Annotated in this window: 14 protein-coding genes; 7 read left to right on the top strand and 7 right to left on the bottom strand. The window is 67.7% G+C overall.

Annotated features, from left to right (window positions below; genetic code table 11):
* Positions 1–28: 28 nt before the first annotated feature.
* Entirely contained in the window at positions 29–619 is a 591-nt protein-coding gene (locus BUR94_RS13210) for a LysE family translocator (protein ID WP_074256671.1), read from the bottom strand.
* A gap of 73 nt (positions 620–692) precedes the next feature.
* Here BUR94_RS13210 and BUR94_RS13205 point away from each other — a divergent pair, with 73 nt between their 5' ends.
* The 4 genes from BUR94_RS13205 (at position 693) to BUR94_RS13190 (ending at position 4214) form a co-directional block, all read left to right on the top strand.
* Positions 693–1145 carry an Lrp/AsnC family transcriptional regulator gene (locus BUR94_RS13205; RefSeq protein WP_074257725.1) on the top strand — a complete coding sequence of 151 codons (453 nt, stop codon included), beginning with the start codon at positions 693–695 and terminating at the stop codon, positions 1143–1145.
* A gap of 123 nt (positions 1146–1268) precedes the next feature.
* Positions 1269–1580 carry a co-chaperone GroES gene (locus BUR94_RS13200; RefSeq protein WP_074256670.1) on the top strand — a complete coding sequence of 104 codons (312 nt, stop codon included), beginning with the start codon at positions 1269–1271 and terminating at the stop codon, positions 1578–1580.
* Between the two features lie 38 nt (positions 1581–1618).
* Positions 1619–3262, top strand: a complete 1644-nt coding sequence (gene groL / locus BUR94_RS13195; protein WP_074256669.1) for a chaperonin GroEL — start codon at positions 1619–1621, stop codon at positions 3260–3262.
* Between the two features lie 91 nt (positions 3263–3353).
* Positions 3354–4214: a DMT family transporter gene (locus tag BUR94_RS13190; protein WP_074257724.1), complete on the top strand. Its 861-nt coding sequence runs from the start codon at positions 3354–3356 to the stop codon at positions 4212–4214.
* On the opposite strand, the gene BUR94_RS13185 is transcribed toward BUR94_RS13190, so the two are convergent.
* Positions 4168–4605, bottom strand: a complete 438-nt coding sequence (locus BUR94_RS13185; protein WP_074256668.1) for an NUDIX domain-containing protein — start codon at positions 4603–4605, stop codon at positions 4168–4170. The genes BUR94_RS13190 and BUR94_RS13185 overlap by 47 nt on opposite strands.
* 64 nt (positions 4606–4669) lie before the next feature.
* Between BUR94_RS13185 and BUR94_RS13180 the strand changes: the two genes are divergently transcribed.
* On the top strand, positions 4670–5407 hold the full coding sequence (locus tag BUR94_RS13180; protein ID WP_074256667.1) for an esterase/lipase family protein: 738 nt from the start codon (positions 4670–4672) through the stop codon (positions 5405–5407).
* Here the strand turns inward: BUR94_RS13180 and BUR94_RS13175 are convergent.
* The 3 genes from BUR94_RS13175 to BUR94_RS13165 all read right to left on the bottom strand — a co-directional run bounded on the left by BUR94_RS13175 (position 5397) and on the right by BUR94_RS13165 (position 7233).
* Entirely contained in the window at positions 5397–6470 is a 1074-nt protein-coding gene (locus BUR94_RS13175) for a 5-(carboxyamino)imidazole ribonucleotide synthase (RefSeq protein WP_074256666.1), read from the bottom strand. The two genes, BUR94_RS13180 and BUR94_RS13175, sit on opposite strands and share 11 nt — an antisense overlap.
* Positions 6463–6951 carry a 5-(carboxyamino)imidazole ribonucleotide mutase gene (gene purE, locus BUR94_RS13170; protein WP_074256665.1) on the bottom strand — a complete coding sequence of 163 codons (489 nt, stop codon included), beginning with the start codon at positions 6949–6951 and terminating at the stop codon, positions 6463–6465. The genes BUR94_RS13175 and purE overlap by 8 nt, the downstream gene beginning before the upstream one ends.
* A gap of 63 nt (positions 6952–7014) precedes the next feature.
* Positions 7015–7233: a YdcH family protein gene (locus tag BUR94_RS13165; RefSeq protein ID WP_074256664.1), complete on the bottom strand. Its 219-nt coding sequence runs from the start codon at positions 7231–7233 to the stop codon at positions 7015–7017.
* Positions 7234–7399: 166 nt separating this feature from the next.
* Between BUR94_RS13165 and BUR94_RS13160 the strand changes: the two genes are divergently transcribed.
* On the top strand, positions 7400–7813 hold the full coding sequence (locus BUR94_RS13160; RefSeq protein WP_074256663.1) for an Hsp20 family protein: 414 nt from the start codon (positions 7400–7402) through the stop codon (positions 7811–7813).
* A gap of 54 nt (positions 7814–7867) precedes the next feature.
* Positions 7868–8101 carry a DUF1150 family protein gene (locus tag BUR94_RS13155; RefSeq protein WP_074256662.1) on the top strand — a complete coding sequence of 78 codons (234 nt, stop codon included), beginning with the start codon at positions 7868–7870 and terminating at the stop codon, positions 8099–8101.
* 206 nt (positions 8102–8307) lie between these two features.
* On the opposite strand, the gene BUR94_RS13150 is transcribed toward BUR94_RS13155, so the two are convergent.
* Both BUR94_RS13150 and BUR94_RS13145 read right to left on the bottom strand, forming a co-directional pair.
* Positions 8308–10377: a bifunctional sulfate adenylyltransferase/adenylylsulfate kinase gene (locus tag BUR94_RS13150; protein ID WP_074256661.1), complete on the bottom strand. Its 2070-nt coding sequence runs from the start codon at positions 10375–10377 to the stop codon at positions 8308–8310.
* A gap of 119 nt (positions 10378–10496) precedes the next feature.
* Positions 10497–12278: an SLC13 family permease gene (locus tag BUR94_RS13145; RefSeq protein WP_074256660.1), complete on the bottom strand. Its 1782-nt coding sequence runs from the start codon at positions 12276–12278 to the stop codon at positions 10497–10499.
* Between the last annotated feature and the right edge of the window lie 61 nt (positions 12279–12339).

Raw genomic sequence — 12339 nt, 5'->3', positions numbered from 1 at the left:
GGTCAAACGCCCCAGGTCGTGCCCGGTTTCACATCAGCACCGGGTAGAGCGAGCCCAGGAGCAGCGCGGCCATCGTCCAGTTGAACCCGCGCAGCCGTGCGGGCGAGGTGAGCCAGCGTTTCAGCTGTTGCCCGGCCACCACCCAGAGGCTGATGAGCGGCAGCGACACAAGCGCAAAGGCCGCGCCCACCAGGGCCACCGAAGCCAGCGTCCGGTCGGGCGCGTAGACGGTGATCGCGGTCAGCGCCATGCTCCAGGCTTTCGGATTCACCCATTGAAACCCCGCGCCCTGCAGGAAGGTCAGCGGCCGCCCGCCGGCGCTGGCCCCTTCCGGCGTCGCCGCGTTGGCGATCTTCCAGGCGAGCCAGAGCATGTAGGCCACTGCGGCGACCTTCAGGGCGGTGTAGCTCGCGGGCCAGAGGTCGAACAGCGCCATCAGCCCCGTGCCCACGCCCAGCACCAGCCCCGCCACGCCAAGCGCGATGCCCAGCATGTGCGGCAGGGTGCGGCGGTAGCCAAAGTTGGCCCCGCTCGCCATCAGCATCATGTTGTTCGGCCCCGGGGTGACGGTGCTGACGGCACAGAAGGCGAGCAGGGCGGGGAGGAGTGCATGGATCATGGCGCAAGTTGTGCGCGGTTTCGCGCGCAATGTGCTTGCGTTCTGCATGTTTGGTGCAGAGAGTTCGCAACAAATGACCAAGATTGATGACATCAACCGCCGAATATTGCAGGAGCTGTCCCGCGATGGCCGCGTCAGCAACATCGAGCTGGCCGAGCGCGTGGGCCTCTCGCCCTCCGCCTGCCTGCGCCGGGTGCAGGAGCTCGAGCGTTCGGGCGTCATCAAGGGTTACCGCGCCGTGCTCGACCCTTCCGCGATGGGGCAGGGGTTTGTCGCAATTCTCGGGGTGGGCCTTTCGGTGCACAGCAAGCAGAGCCAGGAGGCCTTCGAACGCGCGATGATGGCGGCCCCGCAGGTCAGGGAGGTTCACGGCGTGACCGGCACCATCGAATATCTGCTGCGTGTCGAGGTCGAGAACATCGCAAGTTTCAAGACCTTTCACACCGATATCCTCGGCGCCCTGCCGCAAGTGAACTCGATCACCACCTATGTCGTCGTGGGCTCTCCCAAGGACGAGCGCGGTTAGGTCGAATTTTCCGCCTCGTTCCGGTTGACTCGCGCCGGTGACCTCCTTACATCGGCTCCGTTATCACTCGCCCCCGGTGAGTGCTAACGCAGGAATCAACCTCGAACGAAGGAGCGTTCAGAGATGGCATTTACCCCGCTTCATGACCGTGTTGTCGTCCGCCGCGTGCAGTCCGACGAAAAGACCGCCGGCGGCCTCATCATCCCCGACAGCGCCAAGGAAAAGCCCGCCGAGGGCGAGATCGTCGCCGTCGGCGCCGGTGCCCGTGACGAAGCCGGCAACCGTATCGCCCCCGATGTGAAGGCGGGCGACCGCGTTCTTTTCGGCAAGTGGTCCGGGACCGAAGTCCAGATCGACGGCGAGGAGCTGCTGATCATGAAGGAATCCGACATCATGGGCATCATCACCGGTGCCAAGGCCGCCAAGGCCGCCTGATCGTCTGATCCCACTCACACAATTCAAAGGAGCTGAACATGGCAGCCAAAGACGTCAAGTTTAACACCGACGCCCGCAATCGCATGCTGAAGGGTGTCAACATCCTCGCCGACGCGGTGAAGGTGACCCTCGGCCCCAAAGGCCGCAACGTCGTGCTCGAAAAATCCTTCGGCGCGCCCCGCATCACCAAGGACGGTGTGTCGGTCGCCAAGGAGATCGAACTCGAGGACAAGTTCGAGAACATGGGCGCCCAGATGGTGAAGGAAGTCGCTTCCCGCACCAACGACGAGGCCGGCGACGGCACCACCACCGCCACCGTGCTGGCCCAGGCCATCATCAAGGAAGGCATGAAGTCGGTCGCCGCGGGCATGAACCCGATGGACCTCAAGCGCGGCATCGACCTCGCGACCTCCAAGGTGGTTCAGGCCATCAAGGACGCCGCCCGTGAAGTGAACGACAGCGCCGAAGTGGCCCAGGTCGGCACCATCTCCGCCAACGGCGAAGCCGAGATCGGCCAGCAGATCGCCGACGCGATGCAGAAGGTCGGCAACGAGGGTGTCATCACCGTCGAGGAGAACAAGGGCCTGGAGACCGAGACCGAGGTCGTCGAGGGCATGCAGTTCGATCGCGGCTACCTGTCGCCCTACTTCGTGACCAACCCCGAGAAGATGGTCGCCGAGCTCGAAGACTGCATGATCCTGCTGCACGAGAAGAAGCTCTCCTCGCTCCAGCCGATGGTGCCGCTGCTCGAGTCCGTGATCCAGTCGGGCAAGCCGCTGCTGATCATCGCCGAGGACGTCGAGGGCGAGGCCCTGGCCACGCTCGTCGTGAACAAGCTGCGCGGTGGCCTGAAGATCGCCGCCGTCAAGGCTCCGGGCTTCGGTGACCGCCGCAAGGCCATGCTCCAGGATATCGGCATCCTGACCGGCGGCCAGGTGATCTCGGAAGATCTCGGCATGAAGCTCGAGAACGTCACCATCGACATGCTCGGCACCGCCAAGCGCGTCTCGATCACCAAGGACGAGACCACCATCGTCGACGGTCACGGCGAGAAGGCCGAGATCGAGGCCCGCGTCACCCAGATCCGTCAGCAGATCGAAGAGACCACCTCGGACTACGACCGCGAGAAGCTGCAAGAGCGCGTGGCCAAGCTGGCCGGCGGCGTTGCCGTGATCCGCGTCGGCGGCATGACCGAAGTCGAGGTGAAGGAGCGCAAGGATCGCGTCGATGACGCGCTCAACGCGACCCGCGCGGCCGTGCAGGAAGGCGTCGTCGTCGGTGGCGGCGTGGCCCTGGTCCAGGCTGCCAAGGTGCTCGAAGGCCTGACCGGCGCGAACTCCGATCAGAACGCCGGTATCGCCATCGTGGCGAAGGCGCTCGAGGCTCCGCTGCGCCAGATCGCCGAGAACGCCGGCGTCGACGGCTCCGTGGTGGCTGGCAAGATCCGCGAGTCTTCCGACAAGACCTTCGGCTTCAACGCCCAGACCGAGGAATATGGCGACATGTTCAAATTCGGCGTAATCGACCCCGCCAAGGTGGTCCGCACCGCGCTGGAGGATGCCTCCTCCGTGGCCGGCCTGCTGATCACCACCGAGGCGATGGTGGCCGACAAGCCCTCCAAGGAAGGCGCCGGCGCCGGTGGCGGCATGCCCGACATGGGCGGCATGGGCGGCATGATGTAAGCTGCTCTCGTCAGAGACAAAATTCGGAGAGGGCGCCCCCGTGGCGCCCTCTTTGCTTTTGCGCCTCCGCCGCGCGGGTTATGGCTGTGCCATGCGCCTTGCCCTTCTCGTCGCCGTCACCATGGCAGCCTTCGCGGCCAACTCCCTGCTCAACCGTGCGGCGGTGGAGGGCGGGCTGATCGACCCGCTGGGCTATGCCCTGATCCGGGTGGGCTCGGGCGCGGCCATGCTCTGGCTGCTCCTGGCGCTGCGGGGCAGGGGGCTCGCCCTGCGCCCGGTGCCGGTGATCGGCGCGCTCTCCCTCACCGCCTACATGCTGGGCTTCTCGCTGGCCTATCTCACCCTCGGCGCGGGCCTGGGCGCGCTCATCCTCTTCGGGGTGATCCAGGTGACCATGTTCGCCGTCGCGGCCCTGCGCGGCGCGGCGCTCGGGCCGCAGCGCCTTGCCGGGGCGGCCCTGGCCTTCGCCGGGCTGGCTTCGCTGCTCTGGCCCGGCGGCGGTCTTGCCGTCGATCCCGCGGGTGCGGCGCTGATGATCGTGGCCGGCATCGGCTGGGCCTTCTACACCCTCGACGGGCGCGGCGCGGCCGACCCGCTCGCCGCCACCGCCGCCAACTTCGCCTGGTGCCTGCCGCTGGTGGCGTTGGCCACGCTCGCCGCCCTCCCTGGCTGGCCCGCTCCGGGCGGCGTGGCGCTGGCGGTGATCGGCGGAGCACTGACCTCGGGGCTGGGCTACGCGCTCTGGTATGCCGTCCTGCCCCGGATCGAAACCACCACAGCCGCCGTGGTGCAGCTCTCGGTGCCGGTCATCGCCGTGGCCGCCGGGGCGCTGCTGCTGGGCGAGGCGCTCAGCTGGAAGCTGGTGGTCGCGGGGGCCGTGGTGGTGGGGGGCATCGCCCTCGCGGTCACCGCGCCAGCGGCTCCAGCGGGTCGTAGCCGAACCCGCGGCTGAAGGCGACCGCGCCCAGGCTGTCGGGCTTGTGGGGCAGGGTGGCCAGCTCCGCCGCGCTGACCCAGCGCCGCCGGGTGACAACCCGCTCCGGGTCCTGCCAGTCCTCCCGCAACTCCCCCTCCAACACCTTGCACCTAAAGAAGATTTCCACCTGATGAAAGCCCGTGGCCGGCTCGTGATACTCGTTCACGAGGCAGGGCGGGCCGACCTTCACCACCAGTCCGGTCTCCTCATGCACCTCCCGCGCCAGGTTGTCGGGGAGCGAGGCGTGCATTTCCGCCCCGCCGCCGGGCGCGCACCAGAGCTGCACCCTGGGGTCGGCCCAGGCGTTGACGATGAGCAGGCGGTCGTTCTCCACGATGACGGCACGGGTGGCGAGGCGAATGGGCATGGCCGCACCGTGACGCTGCGGCGCGCCACTGGCAAGGCCCCGCCGCGCTGCCTATCTGCTCTCCATGCGCCTGATCCTCGCCTTCTGCCTCTCCCTCCTGGCCCTCCCCGCCGCCGCCGCGGGGGACTGCGTCGTGCTGCTCCACGGCCTCGCCCGCGGCACCGGCTCAATGGCGCCGCTGGAGCTGGCCCTCTCCGAGGCGGGCTACAGCACGGTCAACCAGGGCTACCCCTCCACCCGCCAGCCCGTGGAAGAGCTGGTCGCCGCCGTCCCCGAGGCCTACCAGGCCTGCGAGGGCGCGCGCGTGCACTTCGTCACCCATTCCATGGGCGGCATCCTGCTGCGCATGTGGCTTGAGGAGGCCCGCCCCGAGCGCCTCGGCCGGGTGGTGATGATGGGGCCGCCCAACGAGGGCAGCGAACTGGTCGACGAGCTCTCCGACTGGGCGCTCTTCGAGGCTGTCAACGGCCCGGCGGGCGACCAGCTCGGCACCGATGCGGCCAGCGTGCCGCAACAGCTCGGCGCGGCCTGGTTCGGCCCCGGCATCATCGCCGGAACCCTCAGCTTCAACCCGGTCTATTCCTCCCTGATCCCCGGCCCGGATGACAGCAAGGTCGCCGTCGACCGGACCCACGTGGAGGGCGAGGCCGACTGGATCGCGCTGCCCGTCACCCACACCTTCATGATGACCAACCCGGTCGTCATGGCGCAGGTGCTGACCTTTCTCGAAACCGGCGCCTTCGATCCGTCGCTGAGCTATGCCGACGCCGTGGCGATGGGCCTGAAGGAGATCACCGAGTAACCGGCTTCACCCGGTTCACATGCCCCATCTTCCGCCCGGGCCGGGCCTCGGCCTTGCCGTAGAGATGGATCGCCGCATGGGGCTCCCGCGCGATTTCGGGCACGCGGTCGATGTCATTCCCGATCAGGTTCTCCATCTCCACGTCCGAGTGCCGCTTGCCGTCGCCCAGCGGCCAGCCTGCCACCGCGCGGATATGCTGCTCGAACTGGTCCACCGCGCAGCCGTTCTGCGTCCAATGGCCGGAGTTGTGCACCCGCGGCGCGATCTCGTTCACGATGAGCTGCCCCGGCGTGACAAAGAGCTCCACCCCCATGACGCCCACGTAATCGAGCGCGTTCAGGATCTTGCCGGCCATGAGCGCGGCATCCACCGCCAGCCGGGGCGGCAGCTTGGCCGGCACCGTCGTGGTGGCCAGAATACCGGACCTGTGCACGTTTTCGCCCAGGTCGAAGCACACCACCTCGCCCGACAGCCCCCGCGCCGCGATCACCGAGACCTCCAGCGAGAAGTCGACGAAGCCCTCCAGGATCGACTCTGCATCGTCCATTGCGACCCATGCGTCCATGGCGTCATCGGGCTCGGAGATACGAACCTGTCCCTTGCCATCGTAGCCCATTCGTCGGGTCTTAAGAATTGAGGGTGCGCCCACCGCGTCCAGGGCTGCCTGCATCTCCCGGCCGGATGCAACGGCGGCGTAAGGAGCAGTCTTCAAACCCAGGTTTCTCAAAAAGGCCTTCTCGATAAGACGGTCCTGACTAACGGCCAAAGCTGTCCGCCCCGGCCGGATCGGGCGGATCGCCTCCAGCACGTCGAGCGCGGCGGTCGGGATGTTCTCGAACTCGTAGGTGATGACGTCCACGCTATCGGCAAAGGCCCTGAGCGCCGCCTCGTCGTCATATCCCGCCCGCGTCACCCTGGCCGCCACGTCGCCCGCCGGGGCCGCGCCCGGCTCGAAGACATGCGCCTTGTAGCCCAGCCGTGCGGCGGCGACCGAGAGCATCCGCCCCAGCTGTCCGCCGCCCAGGATTCCGATCACCGACCCCGGCGCCAGCGGCTCAGACATCCGAAGGCTCCTCCGGGATCGAGGCCGAGAGCGCCGCGCGCCAGGCCTCCAGCCGCTCGGCCAGCGCCTCGTCCGACACCGCCAGGATCCCCGCCGCCATCAGCCCCGCGTTCACCGCGCCCGCCTCGCCAATCGCCATGGTCGCGACCGGAAACCCTCGCGGCATCTGCACGATGGAATAGAGGCTATCCACACCCGAAAGCGCCTTCGTCTGCACCGGCACCCCCACCACCGGCACCCGCGTCTTGGAGGCCATCATGCCCGGCAGATGCGCCGCCCCGCCTGCGCCTGCGATGATCACCTTCAGCCCCCGGCCCGCCGCCGCCTTGCCGTAGCTCCACAGCCGGTCCGGCGTGCGATGGGCCGAGACGATCTTCGCCTCCCAGGCCACGCCCAGCTCGTCCAGCACATCGGCGGCGTGCTTCATCGTCGGCCAGTCCGACTGGCTGCCCATGATGATGCCCACTTGCGGCTCTGCCATGCTCACGGCTCCTCGTCCCTCGAAAGAGCGGCCTTTATAGCCGCGCCGCCCGGTTACGCAATGTCAGGCGATGATGTCGGGATAAAGCTCGTCCTCGATCCGGGCAATCTCGTCCTTCAGGGCCAGCTTCTTCTTCTTCAGCCGTTGCAGGGTGAAGGTGTCGCCGGTGCCGCTGCTCTGGATCGCGCGGATCGAGTCGTCGAGGTCGCGGTGTTCCCGCTTCAGCACCGCGAGCTTCACCCGCAGCACCTCTTCGTGGTTCATTTCTTCGGGCGATTTCATGCGCGGCGGTCTTCGATCCGGGGTCAGTGTGCCGACTATAGAGATTCGGGCCTTCCACTCAATGCCCGGCCCTTGCCCATCGCCTCCTCCGCCCCCATATTTCTCCCGTGGTCGCCAGGACGGGGCCGCGTTTCGCATCGTCGCTTCTTGCAAAGGGCTGTGCCAGATGAGCAAACTCACACTCGGGTCCCACCCGTTTCTTCTCGGTTTCGAGCAGCTCGAGCGGCTGGTCGAGCGAACCGCCAAGTCGGGCAACGAGGGCTATCCCCCCTTCAACATCGAGCAATCCGGCGAGAATGCCTATCGCATCACCCTCGCCGTGGCAGGTTTCGCGGAACCCGATCTCGCCATCACGGTTGAGGAGTCACAGCTCGTCATTCGCGGCCGCCAGACCGAGGATGACGCGGGGCGGGTGTTCCTGCACCGCGGTATCGCCGCGCGCCAGTTCCAGCGCAGTTTCGTGCTGGCCGAAGGCGTCGAGGTCGCCGGGGCGAAGCTGGAGAACGGGCTGCTGCACGTGGATCTCACCCGCGCCGAGCCCGAGACGGTGGTTCAGACCATCCGGATCGAGCGCGCCTGAGCGCGGCGGTCCGGCGCGATGGCCAGAGAAGAGGCCAAGTCAAGGAGACGTGTAATGGACACGAAGTTTGCTGAAACGGAAGAAACCCTGGTTGGTCGGCCCATCGTCTACGTGCGCAAGGTCGAGGCCGACGACCTGCCCGAAGAGGTCCGCGCCCAGGCCCGCGCCTCGGGCGAGATCTACGCGGTGCACAACACCGAGGGCGAACGCCTCGCCCTTGTGCAGGGCCGCCAGCTGGCCTTCATCCTGGCCCGCCAGCACGACATGACCCCGGTGACGGTGCACTAGGCCTTCAAGGGGTCCAGACCCCGTGTTCGTCCCGCATGAGTTCGGCGCATCTGAGGTTGGCCGCAGGGTTGTCGGCCCCGTCGATCACGTTGCGCCAAAGCGCATCTGCATCACTGCTCGCGCCACGCTAGCCCTCGGCGGTGAACAGCACCCCGGCCGCATGGCGCAAACCGGGGCAGGCGGTGCCCGCCCCGGCCTGTGACAGCTCAGCCTGCAACCAGCCCCATCTGCTCGAGCTTGAGCAGCACCTGGTGGGCGCAGTTGTCCACGTCCACGTTCTCGGTCTCGACCCGCAGCTCGGGGTTCTCGGGCACGTCATAGGGGTCGGAGATGCCGGTGAACTCCTTGATCTTGCCCTCGCGGGCGAGCTTGTAGAGCCCCTTGCGGTCGCGCCGCTCGCATTCCTCGATCGTGGTGGCCACATGGACCTCCACGAAGGCGCCGTAGCTCTCGACATCCTCGCGCACGGCGCGGCGGGTGGTGGCGTAGGGCGCGATCGGCGCGCAGATGGCGATGCCGCCGTTCTTGGTGATCTCGGAGGCCACGTAGCCGATGCGGCGGATGTTCAGGTCGCGGTGCTCCTTGGAGAAGCCCAGCTCGCTGGAGAGATTCTTGCGCACGATGTCGCCGTCGAGCAGGGTCACCGGGCGGCCGCCCATCTCCATCAGCTTCACCATCAGCGCATTGGCGATGGTGCTCTTGCCCGAGCCGGAGAAGCCGGTGAAGAACACCGTAAAGCCCTGCCTGGAGCGCGGCGGACGGGTCCGGCGCAGCTCCTTCACCACCTCGGGAAAGGAGAACCACTCCGGAATCTCGAGCCCCTCGGCCAGGCGGCGGCGCAGTTCGGTGCCGGAGATGTCGAGCACGGTCGAGCCCTCGGGCACCTCGGAGACCGGGTAGTACTGCGCCTTCTCCTGCACGTAGACCATGTGCTTGAAGTCGACCATCTCGAGCCCGATTTCCGCCTCGTGCTGCTTGAACAGCTCCTGCGCGTCATAGGGTCCGTAAAAATCCTCGCCCTTCGAGTTCTTGCCGGGGCCGGCGTGGTCGCGGCCGACGATGAAATGGGTGCAGCCGTGGTTCTTGCGGATCAGCCCGTGCCAGACCGCCTCGCGCGGGCCGGCCATCCGCATGGCGAGGTTCAGCAGGCTCATGGTGGTGGTCGCCGAGGGGTACTTGTCGAGCACCGCCTCGTAGCAGCGCACGCGGGTAAAGTGATCCACGTCGCCGGGCTTGGTCATGCCCACCACCGGGTGAATGAGCAGGTTGGACTGGGCCTCGCGGGCGGCGCGGAAGGTCAGCTCCTGGTGCGCGCGGTGCAGCGGGTTGCGGGTCTGAAACGCCACCACGCGGCGCCAGCCCAGCTTGCGGAAGTAGGCGCGCAGCTCGTTGGGGCTGTCGCGGCGGGCGCGGAAGTCGTAGTGCACCGGCTGCTGAAGCCCCGTGATCGGGCCGCCGAGATAGACGGCGCCGGCCTTGTTGTGCAGGTAGTTCACCGCCGGGTGGGCCTGGTCGTCGGCACCAAACACCTTCTCGGCTTCGCGCGCCTTGTTGGGCACCCACTTGTCGGTCACCGTCATGGTGGCGAGGATCACGCCCTCCTGGTCGCGCAGCGCGATGTCCTGGCCCAGCTCGATGCCCTCGGCGAAGGCTTCGCTCACATCGAGGGTGATCGGCATCGGCCAGAGCGTGCCGTCGGCCAGCCGCATGGCCTCGACCACGCCGTCGTAATCCTCTTCCGACAGAAAGCCTTTCAGCGGGTTGAAGCCGCCGTTCATCAACAGTTCGAGGTCGCAGATCTGGCGGGGGGTCAGATCGTGCGAGATGAGCTCTCCGGCCTCCACCTTCAGCTTCTGGGCGCTCTCGTAGGACACGTAGAGCTCGGGGATGGGCGCGAGGTTGTTCTGCATCGGGTTACTCCTGTGCTTGAGGGGGACTAGGCCGCTGGCGGTGCCGGTCAGTTCGGCATGCAGGGCGTCATATTCGGCAAGTTTGCTGGCCAGAAATCGGTCGGTGAGCCGGGTCTTCGCGGTGGCGCCGCGCAGGGTGAGGGCATAGGCGAAGCGCTGGCGCTTGTCGGGCCCGGGGCGCTCGGTCACCTTCACCAGCCCGGCCTCGGTGGCGGCGCGCAGCCAGGTGTTGAGCCGCCCCAGCGAGATGCCGAGCGCCTCGGCCGTCACACGCTGGCTGGCCTCCGGCGCCGCATCGAGCTGGCGCAGAAGGCGGAAGAGCTGGTCTTCTTCCGGCAGAGAGAGGGCAGACGGGCTGTCCGGCATCACGGGCGACTCAAAGTATGTTCACGGATGAACACATCTGACATCAGAGCCGTAAAGAAAACCCTAAACCTGCCCGAAAGGCGCGTTGTTGCCGAAAAACCGCGCCCGCTGGTGCCGCCTCAGAGATAGAGCACCCAGACCGCGAGCACCGTCGCCAGCCCGGCAACGATGTTCATCGGTACGCCCACCTTGAGGAAGTCGGCAAAGCGGTAGTTGCCCGCGCCGTAGACCAGCGTGTTGGTCTGGTAGCCGATCGGCGTGGCAAAGCTGGCCGAGGCGCCGAACATCACGATGATCACCATCGCCCGCGCATCCACGCCCAGCGAGGCGGCCAGGCCGATGGCGATGGGCGTGAGCAGCACGGCCACCGCGTTGTTGGTGACCAGCTCGGTCAGCACCGAGGACAGCAGGTAGACCAGCGCAAGCGCGATCACCGGCGGCATCGTGGCCAGAACGGGCGAGACGAGGCCCACGATCGCCTCCACCGCGCCGGTGTTCTGCAAGCCGATCCCGATGATGAGCATGGCGAAGATCAGCACCAGGATCGCGCCGTCGAGGGCGCCCCAGGCCTCGTCGGCGTCGATGCAGCGCAGGATCAGCATCGCGGCCACCGCGATCATCGACAGGGTGGCAATGTCGGCCAGCCCGAAGGCGGCAAAGCCCACCACGCCCGCCAGCGCGATGAGCGAGAGCGGCGCGCGGCCACGGCGAAAGGCCCGGCCCACCGGGCGGCTGACCGAGACCAGCTGCGCCTCTTCCTCCAGCGTCGAGAAGGCCTCGGGCGGGCCCTCCAGCAGCAGCTTGTCGGCGGCGCGCAGCTGCACCGAGCCGAGGTCCGGCCCGGCGATGTGCCCGTGGCGATGGGCACCCAGCACCCGCACCCCGTAGCGCCGCCCCAGCGACATCTCCCGCAGGCTCCGGCCCGCGTGGGCCTTCTGCGGCGCCACCACCACCTCCACCCGGGCCACCTCGCCCTCGTAACGGTCGCCCCGGCGCAGGCCCACCTGCAGGCCGGTCTCCTCGTGCAGGGTGAGCAACTCCGACGTGGTGGCGGTCACGATCAGCCGGTCGCCCGCCTCCAGCACCTCCTCCGCCAGCCCCGTCCGCCGGGTCTCGCCCCTGCGCTTGAGGCCGGTCACCTTCATGCCGGTGCGGTTCAGCGCCGGCACCTGGCCCAGCGGCTTGCCCACCAGCCCGTTGTCGAGCACCGCCACCTCGGTGATGTAGACCGACTCGCCCATCAGGTCCTCGGGGTCGCTGTCGGGCCGCGACGGCAAAAAGAACCGACCCGCCAGCAGCAGGTAGGCCATCCCGGTGGCCGCCACCACCAGCCCCACCGGCGTGATCTCGAAGATCGAGAAGGCCTCCAGCCCCTGCTCCTGCGCCACGCCGTCGACCACGAGGTTGGTCGAGGTGCCGATAAGCGTGCAGGTGCCGCCGAGAATGGCGACATAGCTGAGCGGAATCAGCAGCCGGGTCGAGGCCACGCCGAGCGCGCCCGCCAGCCGGATGACGACCGGGATCAGCACCAGCACCACCGGCGTGTTGTTGACGAAGGCCGAGGCCAGCAGCGTGACCAGCACCATCAGCACCAGCGCCCGCCGCGGGTGGCTGGCCGACCGCGCGATCACCGCGTCCGAGACCGCCTCCAGCACGCCCGTGCGCACCAGCGCACCCGAGAGCACGAACATCGCCGCCACCGTCAGAGGGGCGGAGTTGGAGAAGACGCCAAGCATCTCCTTGCCGTCGACGTAGCCCAGCGCCACGAAGAGCGCGGCCACCCCGGCGGCTGGCACCTCGGGCGGGTAGAGCTCGAGCACGAAGAGAAGCATCAGCAGCCCGACCAGGCCAAGGGCGATCGCCACCTGCCAGTCCGAGACGAAGTCAGCGATCACCGCCATGTTGCACCGCGCGCAAGAAACACCCGGCGCATAACGCCGCTGCCATCACATAGGTTGCGCC

This window comes from Vannielia litorea (assembly GCF_900142295.1).
GTDB lineage: Bacteria > Pseudomonadota > Alphaproteobacteria > Rhodobacterales > Rhodobacteraceae > Vannielia > Vannielia litorea.
This window is presented reverse-complemented; position numbering and strand designations above follow the sequence as displayed.

Coding starts and splice junctions, on each gene's coding strand:
- BUR94_RS13210 (WP_074256671.1), bottom strand. CDS start 619: ATGATCCATGCACTCCTCCCCGCCCTGCTCGCCTTCTGTGCCGTCAGC.
- BUR94_RS13205 (WP_074257725.1), top strand. CDS start 693: ATGACCAAGATTGATGACATCAACCGCCGAATATTGCAGGAGCTGTCC.
- BUR94_RS13200 (WP_074256670.1), top strand. CDS start 1,269: ATGGCATTTACCCCGCTTCATGACCGTGTTGTCGTCCGCCGCGTGCAG.
- groL (WP_074256669.1), top strand. CDS start 1,619: ATGGCAGCCAAAGACGTCAAGTTTAACACCGACGCCCGCAATCGCATG.
- BUR94_RS13190 (WP_074257724.1), top strand. CDS start 3,354: ATGCGCCTTGCCCTTCTCGTCGCCGTCACCATGGCAGCCTTCGCGGCC.
- BUR94_RS13185 (WP_074256668.1), bottom strand. CDS start 4,605: ATGCCCATTCGCCTCGCCACCCGTGCCGTCATCGTGGAGAACGACCGC.
- BUR94_RS13180 (WP_074256667.1), top strand. CDS start 4,670: ATGCGCCTGATCCTCGCCTTCTGCCTCTCCCTCCTGGCCCTCCCCGCC.
- BUR94_RS13175 (WP_074256666.1), bottom strand. CDS start 6,470: ATGTCTGAGCCGCTGGCGCCGGGGTCGGTGATCGGAATCCTGGGCGGC.
- purE (WP_074256665.1), bottom strand. CDS start 6,951: ATGGCAGAGCCGCAAGTGGGCATCATCATGGGCAGCCAGTCGGACTGG.
- BUR94_RS13165 (WP_074256664.1), bottom strand. CDS start 7,233: ATGAAATCGCCCGAAGAAATGAACCACGAAGAGGTGCTGCGGGTGAAG.
- BUR94_RS13160 (WP_074256663.1), top strand. CDS start 7,400: ATGAGCAAACTCACACTCGGGTCCCACCCGTTTCTTCTCGGTTTCGAG.
- BUR94_RS13155 (WP_074256662.1), top strand. CDS start 7,868: ATGGACACGAAGTTTGCTGAAACGGAAGAAACCCTGGTTGGTCGGCCC.
- BUR94_RS13150 (WP_074256661.1), bottom strand. CDS start 10,377: ATGCCGGACAGCCCGTCTGCCCTCTCTCTGCCGGAAGAAGACCAGCTC.
- BUR94_RS13145 (WP_074256660.1), bottom strand. CDS start 12,278: ATGGCGGTGATCGCTGACTTCGTCTCGGACTGGCAGGTGGCGATCGCC.